We start from the raw sequence: 15,711 nt of genomic DNA, 5'->3' as shown, positions 1-15,711 counted from the left end.
CGAGCGCTTATGGCAACATTTCAAGCAGTTTTTGCGTTGGGAAACTTGCACCAACTTGGAGCAATTGCGACAGAAGTTGAAAGAGGTTCTCGATCTCATCTCTCCTGAAGTGATCTCCTCCATTTGTGGATGGGATTACATCACTACAGCTTTATTAAGTGCAACTTCATAGGAAATTGGTATTAGAGAGCGATGTATGAGTTAGAGAGCAATGTGTGTACTCTCATTAATAAGATACTTCCTGGATGTCTAAGAGATTGGGTAAAATCTCCAGAAACATGACTTCTGAAGTAAGCTCATCCGGATAAAACTTTAATTAAGTTATTTGATAAGAAAGCCCGTGACGAGGATTGAACTCGTGACCTCACCCTTACCAAGGGTGTGCTCTACCACTGAGCCACACGGGCAGTTTTAGAAGTTGTAAGCGTTAAATTTTGATTCAGTTATCTTAACTCAAGAATAACTCAAAATTTATCACTTAAAACTTTTGTTGCGTGGTGGGCCGAGCTGGATTTGAACCAGCGTAGGCATAGCCAGCGGATTTACAGTCCGCCCCCATTAACCACTCGGGCATCGACCCATTTGTTCCACGATTAATAATCGTAGCACAAGGTTTAGAAAATGCAAAAGTTTTTTGAAAATTGATTTTATAGCTGTGGAAAAAGTGACGGGCAGTGCAAGTCAGACGATGAGAGCGGGAATCTACATTGCTTACTCCTACATTGATCCCTGTCCTCTGAATCAGCCGCCACCAGAGCGCGTGGCATTTTTCGTAGCGATCGCTCGACTGGGAAAGTCACTTTCATCGTAAATTTCGCCAACCAGCTCCTCCAGAATGTCTTCCAGCGTGATCAACCCTACCGTGCCCCCATACTCATCGACGACGATGGCAATGTGAAGGCGTTGTTGCAACATATCCTTCAGTAGATTGGCGGCTCGTTTCGTGTCCGGCACGTATACTGGCGGGTCCATCGCCTCTGTCACCAAGCCATTATCAATCCCTTCTTTTTTCAAAAACCTCAGCTGCTGGAGCGCTCGCTTTAGATGAACAACGCCGACAATTTGATCCTTAGACTCCTCCTGCACGGGAATACGGGAATATCCTGTCTCCAGACACAGATTCACAAACTCCTGCAACGTCGCTTCATGAGAGATTGTCCTCATGTCAATCCGTGGCTTAACCAGATCGCGGGTGCTGAGACTGTCTAGCATCAAGGCTTTGTTCAGCAGCTGGTGTTTGTGTAAATCTAGATGCCCCTTGCCTCCCAAAATTTCAATCATCAGATGGAGATCTCTTAAAGACTCTCCCTCTTGAACAACACCCCCCTGAAACAGGCGAATTACCCGGTGAGTAATTTGCTCAAATAAATAAATAAGCGGGCCGAGAACGATAGATAGCAAGTAAATCGGGCGAACGGCAAACTTAAAAACTGGCATCACATTGTTGATTGCCAGAGATTTAGGGGTAACTTCTCCAAAAATCAGCACTAGAAAAGTAACAACAGCAGTAGCAATTCCCAATCCTGCATTCCCTAACCAGAGGGCAAATAAGTTACTGGTCAGAATTGCTGAAAAATTATTAACTAGATTGTTACCGACTAGAAGGGTAGTGATAAACCGACCCCGATTTTCTAAGACCAGCGCAAACATCCGGCGCGGGTCTCCTTGCTCTTGAATCAGCGCCCTGAGTTTAAGGTTGTCGAGGGCTGTAATCGCCGTTTCCGAGCCGGAGAAAAAAGCAGAAAGCAAAAGCATCAATCCCAGCACCGCGATATCGAGCCAAACACTTCCTAAAAGGGGACCCAGATCGGAAGTAACTAGAATATATGACTGAACGGGTAAAACAATCACGGGAAGCTGTAAAAGGCAAAAGTTAAAAAGCAAAAGGAAAAAGAAAGATTTTTCACTTTTGCCTTTTTCCTTTTAACTTTAGAGTAGCTCACCTGTTTCTTGTAGGGAGTGCAAACGTCGGTAAATTCCTTTGCGGTGCAGTAGTTCAGCATGGCTGCCGACTTCTACAATTTGACCTTGATCGAGAACTACAATTTTGTCTGCTTCCCGGATGGTACTAAGTCTGTGAGCAATGATAATGGTGGTGCGGGTGCCAAGGATGCTACGCATTGCTAACTGAATTGAGCGCTCAGATTCGTAGTCGAGGCTAGAAGTTGCTTCATCAAAGATGAGGATATCTGGATCGACCAAGAGTGCCCTAGCAATTCCCAAGCGCTGTCGTTGTCCCCCAGACAGGCGCATTCCCCGCTCTCCAACAACGGTGTAGTACCCTTGCGGCAGATGCTCAATGACTTCGTCTACTCTGGCAATGCGGCAAGCTTCCTGAACCTGTTCAACCGTAGCTTGGGGGTTGCCATAGGTAAGGTTTTCAAGCAACGTCCCGTTGAAAATATCTACTTCCTGGTGAACAATTGCCAGACGCCGCCGATAGCCAGTGACATCCAAAGTGCGAATGTCTTGACCATCCATTAAAATCTGACCTTGATGGGGTTCAAAATACCGGAACAGAAGCTTGACTAAGGTAGACTTACCCGACCCCGAACGCCCGACCAGCGCTACAGTTTGATAAGGTTCGATGAGTAGGTTGATGTTTTCTAAAACTGGGCGATCGCTGTCATAGCCAAAGCTCAGATGGGAAAATTCGACTTTGCCGGTAAATTGATAGGACAATTCAGAACCACGAGAATCCTGAGTTCCTCCTTCTGCCGTCTGCGTTCTGGTTTGAGACAGAATGACCGCATCTACGCCTACAGGTATGTGCATGAACTCGTGGAACCGGAGCATGGAGGCATAGCGACGAGCAAATATCTCAGCGAGGTTGCTAATAGGTTCTAGCTCCGAGTAGGCCATGCTGGAGATGGTCAACGTAGTAACGAAGTGTCCTAGTGAAATCTTTCCCTGTAAGGTGGCGTTGAGGGTCAAACCAAGTACTAGAAAGACACAAAACTGGATGATTGTCCTTTGGGAAGTAGCTAGGATGACGTAACCTCTATGAATGCGGTAGTCAACAACTTTGAACTCCCGCTCTAGGCGCTGTCGTTGACGCTCCAGTTCTCTCTGTTCGGTGGCAAAGGCTTTGACGGTTTTAATGTTGGTAATAATTTCCGAAGTACGACTTTCGGTATTTTCCTGATATCGATCCAGTTTCTGTTCGCGATCGCTCAGTTGCTTGAGGTCTTTGAGGGTGAAGCTGAGGATGAAGATGAAGGAAATTAGGAAAATTACGGCAATTCGCCACTCAATTAGCCAAATCATCGCAAAGATACCCAGCACCCGAACGAGTTTGGGAATCAACTGTCCGGCGACTTCAGGATAAGTCCAGGTGTGATTAGCGAGTCCTCTAGCAACTCGTCCGGCGATTCGTCCGGGGTTGTTTTCTTCGTAGAATTCTAGCGGTAGAGTGACGATTTTTTCGAGGACTTTTATGCTGTGGTCTCGACGCGATCGCAAGGCTGTATCCCAGTGAAACCAGATGCCGAGCCAAGGCTGAATGGGCGCTCTAACGACGGTGACTAACAAGATTAATCCCATTAGCACTGAGAGGGAAAGGAATCGATTTGCCGGTAAGTTGCTAACTTCAGCGATGAGAGCGATCGCATTTTGTAATCCCCGATCCAGCGGTTGACCGGACAGTACGTTGAGAATCTGCCCAATTGTGTAAGGAACTACCAGATCGATGATTTCAAAGAGACTAGATGCCGCAATACTTAAAAGCGCGACGATTCGATATTTTCGGTAATAACCGAGGATATCCCGAATGCTTGCCATAATTCTTTCTTGATGAAAAATAGCCAATAAAAAATTCCAGAGTCAGGCTCAAAAAGCGACTCTAGAAAAACTTGTATCTTGCATTCAGCAACTCCATATCGCGGCTACACGTACCAAACGTACCAAACCCATCTCCGTGGGTTTGAAAACATTTCACTTGTCTTTAGTCAAGCAAAAGGTTGGTGTAGTCCTATGCAGCCTGAGGCAAAAGATACGCGAAAGACATTTTGGGTTGAATAACAAAGTGACTCCCGAACAAGGAAGTTTTACAGGAGCTTTGAGATAACCTATCGATTGAACTTATGGCTTCATCAGCATCGGTAGTGGCCTCGGTTTAGTAGCGAGTTACATAGCGTAGGCTGAGTGAAGTGCCCACCAAACAAGAAAAGCAATACCACCCAAAACCAACACAGATGAGATAGCGATCGCTTTTGGGCTATCAGCTCCCTCGAACTTCATAATTCCACGGTTCAAGTCTGACATAAGGCTGCGATCCTCCTTGATTCGGAGCTAGACAACAATTTGTAAACATATCTTAACCCATGACTAGGTTAGCGGCTGAGGGAGGATTCGTCTATCACCCGAATGGGTCATAAATGGGTTGGGTTAAGATGGGAGCGACTTTTAAGACTGCAAAACTGAAGTGCTGCAAGATTTAAGCTAGATCGGGTCACGATCTATGTACATAGGGGATTATCCGTGAAAATTGTGCTGATTGTTTTGGCAGTTGTTGTAGGGTTGGTACTGGCGGTAGAGGTGGGATTGCGGCTGCTATTTGGCTTTGGAAATCCCTTGATTTATATTGCCGATGAACAGATTGGATATTTATTAGCGCCAAATCAGCGGACTCGCAGGTTTGGCAATCTGATAGAAATTAATCAGTATTCAATGCGAAGCCCAAAAATCACGGAAACTCGCCCTGAATCTACGCTGCGGGTGCTGCTGTTGGGAGATTCCATTGCGAATGGTGGCTGGTGGACAGATCAGGCTGAGACGCTTTCAGCCATGATGACTCAGCAGTTGCAATCCTCTATTGAGGGTAAAACTTTTAAGCAAATAGAAGTTCTCAACGCTTCAGCGAACTCTTGGTGTCCGCGCAATGAATTAGCGTACTTAAAGCAGTTTGGTACGTTCGATGCTCAGGTAGTCGTGTTGCTGATTAATACTGACGATCTGTTCGGGACTGCGCCGACTTCAATCCCCGTAGGGCGCGATCGCAATTACCCCGACCAAAAACCGCCCCTAGCGCTTGTAGAGGCATTCAGCCGCTATTTGTTAAAGGCACCGCCAGTACCAGAGATGAAAGCAGTGAACGCGGAATCAGGCGATCGCGTTGGCTTTAATTTAAAAGCCATTCAAGAAATCCAGACAATCGCAGAGCAAAAAGGTGCCCGCTTCTTGCTCGCAATGACGCCCCTAAAGAGGGAATTGGGCGAACCGGGTTCCCGGGATTATGAACTAAAAGCGCGAGTGCGCCTCATCGACTTAACCCAAAACCAGCACATTGCCTACATAGATTTTCTACCCATTTTCAACTCAAAAGAGCAGCCAGAGAACCTCTACCGAGATCATATTCATCTCAGCCCTCAAGGGAATCAGCTGGTTAATGAAGAAATTGGGCGCTCGCTCAGTCAATTAAAAATGCAAAATTAAAAATTAAAAATTGCGGAATTTTTACTTTGGTAGTGGGAAAACATAGTGTTAATTAGTAGTAGAACCCTTGTGAAACAAAGGTTTCCAAGCTAATTATCGCTACTTCTACAACACACCTTCCATTTTTAATTTTTAATTTTTAATTCTTTAGAAGGAAACAGCTACAGCCGGAGAACTCAGACACCGACAATCCCAGTCTGGTTGCTGCCAAACCTGACCATCGAGAGCCATCTGATCGATCAAACTCGCCAGACGCAAAGCTTTAAGCGCCTGTTCGCCGCCTACAGAAGGTTGATTCCCACCGCGCACGCAGTTAACAAAATGCTCTAACTCCGCGTGAAGCGGCTCAATATTACTGGTGTAGACTTTCTCAATTAACCCATCCTGTCGGTAAAGCACCTGACCATAATCTGTCATATAATTTGCAGTCGTTTGCCGGTGAATCAGAATTTCATTGTTGAGAAAATCTGCCTCAGTTAGAGAATTTTTACAATGGGCAGCAATGCGACGAATTTTGCGGTGTGTCACCTTACTGGCTGTTAGCGTGGCGACAATTCCGTTGGCAAAGCCTAGGGTAGCAGTCACGTAATCTAAATAGCCGGAATCAGAGGCACGACTGCCACTAGCGGTCAATTTGACTACCGGCGCAGCGGATAGTTCTAGCAACAGGTCAATATCATGGATCATCAGATCCAAGACGACAGAGACATCGTTAGCCCGTTGCGAGTAAGGACTCATGCGATGAGCCTCTAGGGCAAGCAATTCTTCTGTTTTCAGAACTTTGCTGAGTTCTTGAAAAGCCGGGTTAAACCGCTCAATATGTCCTACTTGGAGAATCGAGTGCGATTCGGCTGCGGCATTGACGAGGGATTCAGCCTCGGCAATACTGGCGGCAATTGGCTTTTCAATCAAGACATGAATTCCTGCTTGCAGGCAAGTCATGCCAACCTCATGATGCAGCCTTGTCGGAACGGCAATGCAGACAGCGTCTACATAGGGGATTAAGTCATGATAGTTTTCAAAAAAGCGAGCGCGATACTTACTCGCAGTATCCAAACCCCGCTCAACATTAATATCTGATACACCAACCAGTTCCACATCTTTAAGCAGACTCAGAACGCGGGTGTGATGCTGTCCCATATTACCGACCCCAATCACGCCAACGCGGATCGGTTGCGGCTGGTTACGCTGCTGATGAGCGTCTGGCTGTCTTGCTGGCATGCTATCTTGCACTCCTGTATGCTCCTCCACCACTAGGATTAAATCAATTGGCAACGTTTAGTCGCCTGAGACGATCCAGATGGTATCATAGTGCCTTCTTTTGTGAAGAATTTCAAAGCTGTGTCTAACTTTCTCAAATTCGTGAGATTTATCTTATCTTCCATTTTGTTGAGGTTTGTAAATTAGTAACTGGTAAATGTGTCACTTTCTCTCCCGTCCATTTGGTGAGGGCTGAGGGCTGAGGGCTGAGGGCTGAGGACTGAGGACTGAGGACTGAGGACTGAGGACTGAGGACTGAGGACTGAGGACTGAGGACTGAGGACTGAGGACTGAGGACTGAGGACTGAGGACTGAGGACTGAGGACTGAGGACTGAGGGCTAAGGAATTTAGTAGCCAGTGAGCAGTCAATTATCAAGACGTGATGGTGGGAAACATCTGAAAGTTGGCACAAGTAAAAACTGGGGATGAGGGGGCTGGGAAGTGAAAGCGGTTGTTTTATTGTCTGGGGGGTTAGATTCTTCGACGGTACTGTATCAGGCAAAAGTTGATGGGTGTGAGTGTTATGCCATCTCATTTGATTACCAGCAGCGGCACCAGCGCGAGTTAGAGTCTGCGACAGCGATCGCTCGCCTCGCTGGTATACGAGAACATCAGGTAGTGGCGTTTGATTTGCGTCGCTGGGGCGGTTCTGCGCTCACAGACAGTGCCATTAACGTACCAGAAGGGCGATCGCTTGATGAAATGGATCAAAGTATCCCCGTGACCTATGTCCCCGCCCGAAATACCATCTTTTTGAGCTTTGCCCTCGCTTATGCAGAAACCATCAATGCCCAGCGGGTTTATATTGGCGTTAATGCTTTAGATTATTCCGGCTATCCCGATTGCCGTCCCGATTATATCCAGGCAATGCAGGAAGTCTTTCGACTGGGAACGAAACAGGGACGAGAGGGACAGCCAATTAGCATCATGACGCCCCTGATAGACCTGAAAAAAACGGAAATCATTCAGCTTGGAAATCGGCTAGGCGTTCCTTGGGAGCAAACTTGGTCTTGCTATACCGGGAGCGAAGTGGCTTGTGGCGTCTGTGATTCCTGCCAGTTGCGTCTAGCTGCTTTTGCTGAGCTAGGATTACAAGATCCCCTTCCTTATGCAGCGAAGAGTCACTAAAGTTGGGGATATTCCTGCCGTAAACGAGAGGCAAGTGAAAATCTAAACGCGATCATTCAAAATTTCTGCTGAATCCTGATTCCTGATTCGTTATTTCTGATTTCTTGGTGTCATCCGCTGCAACCTTGGCATCTGAGACATTTGAATCTGAGCCATCTGAATCTGACATATTTGAGACATCAGACCCGTTAGTTTCATTGCTAGCAACTGTCGCCTCTCGTCGGTGAATGCGAATTTGGTGCAGGCGAGGACCCTCGGCGGAAACGATAGTCAGCTCAAGGTTGTCAAAGCGCAAGGTTTCACCTTGGGTAGGAATTCTCTGATAGTGGTAAAGCACGAAGCCGCCCAAGGTTTGGTATTTATCAATCAAGGGCAAGTTGAGATCGAGAAATTCGTTGACTTCTTCCAAATTCATCTGTGCTTGTACCAGAAAAGTTTGCTCATCCAAAATTTGCACAGCTAACTCTTCTTTATCCTCAGCTTTTGGCTCGTAGCCGATAATTTCAGCAATCAAATCCTCAATTGTTACTAACCCCGCGGTGCCGCCAAATTCATCCACAACGATCGCCATTGCCAGGTGACTTCGCTGCATCATCGGCAAAAGTTCGCTTAAAGGCTGTCCTTCCGGCACAAATCGAGCGGGTCGAATCCAAGGCTGAATTGGTGTATCTAAAGTTAGTTCGCCTTTGGCTAGAGGTTCAGCTAACTCTTTGAAGTAGATAATGCCGCGAATATCGTCAAGGGATTCTCCTGTGACGGGATAGCGGGAGTGACCCGTGGTAGTAATTTCATCTAGAAAGATTTGAAAAGTGGCTTCACAGGGAATAGAGGCAATGCTGGTGCGGGGAACCATGACTTCTTCCGCCAACACCTCACCAAACTCAAACACGTTGTTGAGCAACTCTCGTTCTTCAGCTTCCAGTCCCGTAGATTCGCGCTCTGTGGTGATAATCATTTGCAATTCTTCGGGGGTAACGCGCGTATACCAGCCTTGTCCAGTGTACTGAATGCCTACCAGCCGCAAGAGTAAGCGTGTCGATTGGTTGAGAATCCAGATGAATGGGTTGAAAAAGCGGGCGATCGCTCTGATTGGCAGTCCCAAAAACCTTGCCATCTGTTCTGAGTAAAGCAGTGCCACTGATTTCGGGGATAGTTCACCCAAAACAATTTGTAGATAGGCAATCAGGAAGAAAGCAACTGGCACCGAAAGGGAATGAGCGATCGCTGCTTTGACCTCCCAAGATAAAGGTAAGTGCGCGATTGAAGCAGACACGAGGATTGCCATTGTACTCTCACCAATCCAGCCGAGAGCCAAACTAGACAGAGTAATCCCCAGTTGAGTAGTAGAAAGCAGCCGATCGATGCTGCCTTGCAAGTTTTGAACCGTTTTTGCTTGAATATCGCCCGCTTCGACTAGTTGATTGATGCGCGATCTCCGCACCGAAACTATCGAAAATTCAGCGATGACAAAAAAACCATTAATCGCAATCAGTAGTAGCACCGATAATAATCGCAGCAAAACGTCTTGCGCGGTGAGCCTAGGAAAAGCATTCACCGTCAAGATCGCCAACACGGGGGTATCCATCCGTAACCAGGGTATTGGGTATTGGGTAATGGGCAACGAATTGTCGGTAATCGGTCGTCGGTAATAAGTAGTGGGTAGAATCCTCTACCCCCTGTACGGTCATCATACAGAGACAGCTCCTATTACCGACCACTTAACACCTAACGCCTACTTCACCACTGGAATTCCAGACATTTTCAGCTGGAGTTTTTGATCTGGATAATCTGTCAGAGTCAATGAAAGCTGCTTAGCGTCTTCCAGTAAAGCCGTGGGAATACTCACCGTCCCCGAAAAGCTTTGCCCATTCGGTGGCAATTCTCCTGGCAGCCCTTCAGTCACAGCACTTAAAGCTCGACCTTGGTCGTCCGTTACATTTAAGAAGCTATACAGAAACCGTACAGCATTCCCTCCTTCATTCTTCAGGCTCACATTCAGCAACAAAGAACCTCCTTGCTGACGCGCTGAGCCTATCTCCAGCTTCACGCCCTTGTCCTGACTGGTAATCGGGAAATTTTGCTGTTTACTGTCCTGCTCAGAGGTTTCCTCAGGAGTGTTAGGCTTGCTGTCGCTTGTGGTTTCCGCTTCCTTCTGTTCAGGCTTAATAACAGGTTTAGCCTTGCCGCTCATTTGTGCTTTGACACTTGCCAGGATATCAACCTCGCGCAAAATTGCTACTCCTTCTTTACCAGGAGTTGCCCGCTTAGTCCCAGCTAATTTATTGGTAGGGCGCACATCCGGCTGCGTTACTCCTTTAAGGGCTTCATGACCTACAGTAAACCCCCACATCGCACTTACAAAGCCAGCGCCTAACATCATAGCAAGCAAAATTAACGTAAGTGCGACAGTTGAATTTAGTTTCATTGGTTGCTCAAGCTACAAAAATTGCCGCGACACCGATCAACTGCTATACATAGCTTACGACTGACAGCAGTGGAACCTATGATAGCGAATTGGTTAATGTCACGCTGCTAATTTATCTCTATTTTAGAAAACAGCGCTTATAATTTATTATCAGGAATCATACTACGCATCCGCTTTCGAGTGGACTTAGCGTGCATAATTGTATAAAATAACAATCCAGCCAGCAATCTTGGCAACGAAATCAATCACGCGCCCTTGGCCGATTGGGGAGGCAGCGAACTCATAATTCGCCTTCAGACTGGTTCGATTCCGGTAGGGCGCATTCCTATAAATTCGGTATTCTTTGAGTAAATTCCCTAGAATTGCTCTATGGGGAAGTGCAATCCGCTCAGGATAAATGCAGTTTACTAGCGGCTCGCGCTCATCAAGAACCTAATTAATTTAAGTATCTCGGTAATTTAATTTGCTCAGAAATTTCAGCAAAACCTCTGAGAAACCAAAGGTTATCAAATGCTGGAAAGCAACTGAACAAAGTAAGTTGTAACCTCAATTTCAGTTCAAAAAATAGAGTCTATAAAAAACAAGCCCTAGTACCTTGTTTAAATCTCGCTCTGCGAACTTTAAAAAAAGTAGAAGGAAGAAAGACAAGCAAAAATTGTTTGTCTTTTCTTCTTTTTCAGATTTAGGGCTGTGGGGGATTCTCAAACACGAACTCGCTGCCTGTTACGGGTCTACCAGTACCAGTAACGTTTACATTGATAGCTGGACTTTGCAGAATTGAACTGTTGAAAGGATTCGGGAGATCGGGAGTGCGAATAATAAAGTCACTGGAAGTTTGCTGCCAGAGTAGTTCCCGGTAAAGATTATCTACTGTCTTAGCGTCTCGCTCGATTTCGTTTTCTGGAAAGCTAGGGCCAATAATGAAATTCAGCTCCCGTCGGTAAGATTGGTTGCCGAAAAAGTCTCCAGAGGTTTCACTGATAGCTCGATTAAACAAGTCTGGAATCGAGTTAAAAGTTCCTGACTGGGAGTTAGAGAGTGTTGGCTGAGCGATCGCGCTAGAGGCAATGACAGTCGTAGCGGCACTGAGAACCAATACACTCATGAAATTAGTCAAGCGCATTCCCATCTCGTCCCTCAACTTTGGCTGAATACTATTCTTCAGTTTAAGTTTAGGATGATTGTTGGTCAAATTGTAATATGTCTACTCTTTTTCTCTCCTAGTGATGACCCACGAAATCCAATCCCAGACTGATTTAACTGGCTCTTATGCTACTGCCGATCTCACAACGCTACGCCAGCAACTGCTAGATTTATTTTGCCATGTGGCTTATAAAGAGGGAGATTTTGTCCTGTCTTCGGGGCAGCGCAGTTCTTACTACATTAATGGCAAGCCAGTCACACTGCATCCCCAAGGAGCTTTGGCAACGGGTCGTATTCTGTTATCGTTGCTGCCAATGGATACCCAGGCCGTTGCCGGATTGACGCTGGGAGCCGATCCGATTGTGACAGCGGTAAGTGTAGTTTCTGCTTATGAAAATCGACCGTTACCGGCGCTAATTATTCGCAAAGAAGCAAAGGGACACGGCACACAAGCTTATATAGAAGGCCCGATTCTCCCTACAGGTGCGAAAGTGGTCGTTTTGGAAGATGTTGTCACGACAGGGCAATCTGCCATGAAAGCCGTTGAGCGGCTGCGAGATGCCGGATACAGCGTTGATGAAGTGATTTCGCTGGTAGACAGGCAGCAGGGGGGAGCGGAGTTTTATCAGTCGGTTGGGCTAAAATTTCAGGCAGTATTCTCGATTCCAGAAATTCAAGAGCGATCGCGTCAACTCCAATAAGGTATTTAAACGCAAAGAAGGCAAAGGTTTCCCTCGGTAGGCAAAGTAATTATCCTCTGCATTACTTTGCGCTCTCCTTGGCGCTCCTTTGCGTTTAAAATAACTAGCTTTGGGTTACTGGTTCTTTCGCCAAAAACTTCTCTAGTTCTGTCAAAGCATCAGCATCTACCTTGGTCTGCATTGGACAGAATTTGGGACCGCACATTGAGCAGAATTCAGCAGTTTTGTAAATATCTGCTGGCAGAGTTTCGTCATGATATTCTTTGGCGCGTTCGGGGTCGAGGGACAATTCAAACTGGCGGTTCCAGTCGAAGTTGTAACGGGCTTTAGAAAGTTCGTCATCTCTGTCCCTTGCCCCCGGACGATGCCGTGCAATATCAGCAGCATGAGCCGCAATCTTGTAGGCGATTAATCCATTCCGCACGTCTTCAGCATCCGGCAGTCCCAAGTGTTCCTTGGGTGTTACATAGCAAAGCATCGCCGTACCGTACCAACCAGCCATTGCCGCACCAATCGCGGAGGTGATGTGGTCATAACCGGGGGCAATGTCCGTTACCAATGGCCCCAGCACGTAGAAGGGTGCTTCCGAACACTCTTCCATCTGCTTTTTGACATTGAACTCGATTTGATCCATTGGGACGTGTCCTGGCCCTTCCACCATCACCTGCACGTCATGTTCCCAGGCTTTGCGAGTCAATTGTCCTAAAGTTTTGAGTTCGGCTAATTGAGCGGCATCTGAGGCGTCGTGCTGACAGCCGGGACGCAGAGAATCTCCCAGACTGAAGGAGACATCGTATTTTTTGAAAATTTCGATGATGTCTTGGAAGTGGGTATAAAGCGGATTTTGCTTGTGATGATGCAACATCCACCGTGCGAGAATGCCGCCGCCGCGAGAAACAATCCCGGTGATGCGATCGCGCACTAAAGGCAAATGCTCAATTAATATCCCGGCGTGAATAGTTTGATAATCTACTCCCTGCTGGGCGTGTTTCTCAATGATGTGGAGAAAGTCATCAGCAGTGAGGTTTTCAATCGTGCCGTGGACGCTTTCTAAGGCTTGGTAAACTGGCACGGTGCCAATGGGAACCGGCGAGGCGTTAATAATTGCCGTGCGAATCTGATCCAGGTTGCCGCCGCCGGTGGACAAGTCCATGACGGTATCAGCGCCATACTTTACAGCCAGCTTCAGCTTATCGACTTCTTCATCCAGATTGGAAGAGTTGGGGGAAGCGCCGATATTCGCGTTCACCTTACACTTCGAGGCGATGCCAATCGCCATCGGTTCTAGGTTGGTGTGATTGATGTTGGCGGGGATAATCATTCGTCCCCGCGCCACTTCATCCCGAATCAGCTCAACTGGGAGATTTTCCTGCTGTGCTACATACTGCATTTCTTCAGTAATCACACCCTGACGGGCGTAGTGCATTTGAGAGACGTTGCTCTGTCCACGCCGCTTAGCGATCCATTCAGTCCGCATATTGAATTCCTCAATTAACAGCTTCCCTCCGCCGGTATTAGCCGGACTCAGGTTCTAAGGGTGTAATCTCAGCCTGTAAATCCAGGCACCCCTAGCTTGATTGACAATATTACCATCAAGCTCCGGTTAGGGCTGGAAGGTTCCAAAAACTTGATATTTTGCATCACTCTGTGAGGCGGCTACAGAGCGATCGCATTTTGGCGAGGTTTGGGATACGCAGGGAGTAGCTTACTAATTACCAAGCTGCCAGAACATCACAATCAGCAGATTGTTCGCAATACTTTCTAATTAGGGCTTTAGCATTCTCGCGCCTTTCCCCTGTGAATAAATTGAAAACGATTTCTTCATCTTTAGAGTAAAGATGCAATAATCCAAAATTCCTCACCCGTGAATAAAGTAAGGGAACTCCTGCAATAGCTAGTAAAGTCGCCTTCTTTCTATCACGCTCTTTTGCTTCAACAGAGTCGTGATATTGGGATTGAAACTCCACGACTAAACAAGGTTTGAAATCATAGTCTGTTATTAAAGCATCAACGCTGGAGCTAAAGAAAAATTTTCTTAATTGCCAATCTAGACTACTATTGAGTTCGCAAAATTGACATAAGCTTACCTGTGTATGAATTTTATAATTTACTTCTATACAGGTTTGCAAAAACTCCAGCATTCTTTCTTCATAAGGATTAACAAGTCTTTTTGCTTTTACACACATTATTATTGCTCCATAATAATTTTGGCAAAGTAGCTAAGAAATTCTTCTAAGACTTCTATTGAGGTTATACAAACCTGTGATGCGTAAGGGAATAGTTTATCTTCAGTAATAGCTAGATAACTACTACTGTCACCCAAATGTTCAATTTTAAAGTATTCAGGCTCCATCGATATTTTTTCACCCCAGTCAACACCATCATCATCAAGGTATACATAACGTCTATTTAATGATACAATTCCTCTAACTTCACCTTCTAAAATATTCGGATAGTAAGAGTGAAATGATTCTAAAAATACGTCTTCTTTACTAGGTAAAATCCAGAACTTACCTAAAATATTATTTGTATAAGCTTCATAAATATCATCTCCACTATCTATGTAGCCATCTTCAGTATCACAAGTAAGCTCCAGAATATCTTTTTTTAATACCTTGTTAGGAATAGAAATACATAATCCCTCTTTCCTTTGGCTCAAAACAATTTGATAACGTTTCGCTCCTTTCCCAGGATTTTTGAGTCTAAACCCTATATATTGGGATGTTCTGTTTTCCTCAAACTTGTCGTAAAAACCAAGTTGAGACAGTAACTTGATGGCTAAAGACATCAAATCTTCTCCACCTTGAATCACCTGGATATTGGTTGAAACCAAGCGGGGGATTCCGTTTTCTACCTCAAATCGCTGAATGACATCATAAACAGTCTTTGACATTGGCTATCTCCCAAAAACCTTATCTAAGGTTTTTGGAATCAGCTTAACCCTGTTCTCGAGATTTGCCAAGAGTCTTGGATAAGAATTTTAGATTTTGGACAAGAGGCTCTAATCGCCCTGACAACTGAAGAATCGCGGCTACACAAAAGAAGCCTGTCTACGCAAACTTAGAGAGTCCACATACAACTTTGCTTTTTCTGTTCCACTGACTTAAAGCTTAGGGCAACTCAAACACGATCGCGTTTTGGTGAGGTTTGGGGCGTGAGAGTGATCGCACTCACCTATCCCGATACCTATCCACAAGTTAAGAATTTTGGAAAGTGCGATCGCTCCTACGACTAATTACACTTCATCAGAGTTAACTTTCAACTGACGTAAGCGTTCCGCTAATTTTTCAGTACGTTTTGGTTTTTCTTTTAACAGGGGTGATAATAAAAGCGATCGCTCATTGCCAAGCAGCATTTATAAAGGCAGATTATAGGGAAAACTAACTTTTAAAAACTAACAACTAAAAAGAGCGGGTCAAATATTTGACCCGCTCTTTTTGGTGGAGTAAATTGTAATTGAGAACATTTCTTAAGTCTTCGCGGATGGGTCGGGAAAGTACCGACGCCCAATTGCTCTGACATGACTTTCTTGCTCCTCGCCGAATCATCAAGCCTTATGCAGTTTCCAACCAGTCATAGATTTGATCTAACTGTTCCAACGTTACTAAACCGTATTGCCA

The 15,711-nt window shown here is 45.8% G+C and carries 16 protein-coding genes, 3 tRNA genes and 1 riboswitch; of the genes, 4 read left to right on the top strand and 15 right to left on the bottom strand.

Annotated features, from left to right (window positions below):
• Positions 1–335: 335 nt before the first annotated feature.
• From H6F50_RS20840 to H6F50_RS20820, 5 genes are all read right to left on the bottom strand, one after another.
• Positions 336–407 (bottom strand) — tRNA-Thr (locus H6F50_RS20840).
• 88 nt (positions 408–495) lie between these two features.
• A tRNA-Tyr gene (locus H6F50_RS20835) sits at positions 496–580 on the bottom strand.
• 161 nt (positions 581–741) lie between these two features.
• Complete coding sequence (locus tag H6F50_RS20830; protein WP_190430182.1) at positions 742–1,851, bottom strand: CNNM domain-containing protein; 1,110 nt, start codon at positions 1,849–1,851, stop codon at positions 742–744.
• Positions 1,852–1,929: 78 nt separating this feature from the next.
• Positions 1,930–3,780, bottom strand: coding sequence for an ABC transporter ATP-binding protein (locus H6F50_RS20825; RefSeq protein WP_190430181.1), 1,851 nt, complete (start codon positions 3,778–3,780; stop codon positions 1,930–1,932).
• A gap of 345 nt (positions 3,781–4,125) precedes the next feature.
• Positions 4,126–4,263 (bottom strand): hypothetical protein, encoded by a 138-nt coding sequence (locus tag H6F50_RS20820; RefSeq protein ID WP_190411922.1) that lies wholly within the window; start codon positions 4,261–4,263, stop codon positions 4,126–4,128.
• Positions 4,264–4,479: 216 nt separating this feature from the next.
• Between H6F50_RS20820 and H6F50_RS20815 the strand changes: the two genes are divergently transcribed.
• Entirely contained in the window at positions 4,480–5,433 is a 954-nt protein-coding gene (locus tag H6F50_RS20815) for a GDSL-type esterase/lipase family protein (protein WP_190430180.1), read from the top strand.
• 147 nt (positions 5,434–5,580) lie between these two features.
• On the opposite strand, the gene H6F50_RS20810 is transcribed toward H6F50_RS20815, so the two are convergent.
• The gene (locus tag H6F50_RS20810) at positions 5,581–6,654 is read right to left on the bottom strand and encodes a Gfo/Idh/MocA family oxidoreductase (RefSeq protein ID WP_190411946.1); all 1,074 of its coding nucleotides are present in this window, start codon (positions 6,652–6,654) and stop codon (positions 5,581–5,583) included.
• Between the two features lie 148 nt (positions 6,655–6,802).
• Positions 6,803–7,063, bottom strand: coding sequence for a hypothetical protein (locus H6F50_RS20805; protein ID WP_190430179.1), 261 nt, complete (start codon positions 7,061–7,063; stop codon positions 6,803–6,805).
• A 72-nt stretch (positions 7,064–7,135) separates the two neighbouring features.
• Between H6F50_RS20805 and queC the strand changes: the two genes are divergently transcribed.
• Complete coding sequence (queC, locus tag H6F50_RS20800; protein ID WP_190430178.1) at positions 7,136–7,822, top strand: 7-cyano-7-deazaguanine synthase QueC; 687 nt, start codon at positions 7,136–7,138, stop codon at positions 7,820–7,822.
• Between the two features lie 52 nt (positions 7,823–7,874).
• On the opposite strand, the gene H6F50_RS20795 is transcribed toward queC, so the two are convergent.
• From H6F50_RS20795 to H6F50_RS20785, 3 genes are read right to left on the bottom strand one after another with little or no spacing between them, the layout of a single operon-like run.
• Positions 7,875–9,407 (bottom strand): hemolysin family protein, encoded by a 1,533-nt coding sequence (locus H6F50_RS20795; RefSeq protein ID WP_190411925.1) that lies wholly within the window; start codon positions 9,405–9,407, stop codon positions 7,875–7,877.
• Positions 9,361–9,513: a hypothetical protein gene (locus H6F50_RS20790; protein ID WP_190430177.1), complete on the bottom strand. Its 153-nt coding sequence runs from the start codon at positions 9,511–9,513 to the stop codon at positions 9,361–9,363. The genes H6F50_RS20795 and H6F50_RS20790 overlap by 47 nt, the downstream gene beginning before the upstream one ends.
• 41 nt (positions 9,514–9,554) lie before the next feature.
• Positions 9,555–10,247 carry a hypothetical protein gene (locus tag H6F50_RS20785; RefSeq protein ID WP_190411926.1) on the bottom strand — a complete coding sequence of 231 codons (693 nt, stop codon included), beginning with the start codon at positions 10,245–10,247 and terminating at the stop codon, positions 9,555–9,557.
• Positions 10,248–10,496: 249 nt separating this feature from the next.
• On the opposite strand from H6F50_RS20785, the gene H6F50_RS20780 reads away from it, so the two are divergent.
• Positions 10,497–10,569 (top strand) — tRNA-Met (locus tag H6F50_RS20780).
• 360 nt (positions 10,570–10,929) lie between these two features.
• On the opposite strand, the gene H6F50_RS20775 is transcribed toward H6F50_RS20780, so the two are convergent.
• The gene (locus H6F50_RS20775; protein ID WP_190430176.1) at positions 10,930–11,370 is read right to left on the bottom strand and encodes a hypothetical protein; all 441 of its coding nucleotides are present in this window, start codon (positions 11,368–11,370) and stop codon (positions 10,930–10,932) included.
• Between the two features lie 103 nt (positions 11,371–11,473).
• On the opposite strand from H6F50_RS20775, the gene pyrE reads away from it, so the two are divergent.
• A complete protein-coding gene (gene pyrE / locus H6F50_RS20770; protein ID WP_190430175.1) occupies positions 11,474–12,091 on the top strand; it encodes an orotate phosphoribosyltransferase in 618 nt (205 codons plus the stop codon).
• 103 nt (positions 12,092–12,194) lie between these two features.
• On the opposite strand, the gene thiC is transcribed toward pyrE, so the two are convergent.
• The 4 genes from thiC to H6F50_RS28035 all read right to left on the bottom strand — a co-directional run.
• Entirely contained in the window at positions 12,195–13,568 is a 1,374-nt protein-coding gene (gene thiC / locus H6F50_RS20765) for a phosphomethylpyrimidine synthase (protein ID WP_190430174.1), read from the bottom strand.
• Positions 13,569–13,574: 6 nt separating this feature from the next.
• Positions 13,575–13,671: riboswitch (TPP riboswitch) on the bottom strand.
• A 132-nt stretch (positions 13,672–13,803) separates the two neighbouring features.
• A complete protein-coding gene (locus tag H6F50_RS20760; RefSeq protein ID WP_190430173.1) occupies positions 13,804–14,277 on the bottom strand; it encodes a DUF2726 domain-containing protein in 474 nt (157 codons plus the stop codon).
• A gap of 2 nt (positions 14,278–14,279) precedes the next feature.
• On the bottom strand, positions 14,280–14,984 hold the full coding sequence (locus H6F50_RS20755) for a hypothetical protein (protein ID WP_190430172.1): 705 nt from the start codon (positions 14,982–14,984) through the stop codon (positions 14,280–14,282).
• Positions 14,985–15,645: 661 nt separating this feature from the next.
• A partial coding sequence (locus H6F50_RS28035) for a DUF2949 domain-containing protein (protein WP_190429541.1) occupies positions 15,646–15,711 on the bottom strand: 66 nt, incomplete at its 5' end.

It is taken from the genome of Coleofasciculus sp. FACHB-712, assembly GCF_014695635.1.
In the GTDB taxonomy this organism is placed as follows: domain Bacteria; phylum Cyanobacteriota; class Cyanobacteriia; order Cyanobacteriales; family FACHB-T130; genus FACHB-T130.
The sequence above is the reverse complement of the archived record's forward strand: the minus strand, read 5'-3'. Positions and strand labels throughout refer to the sequence as shown.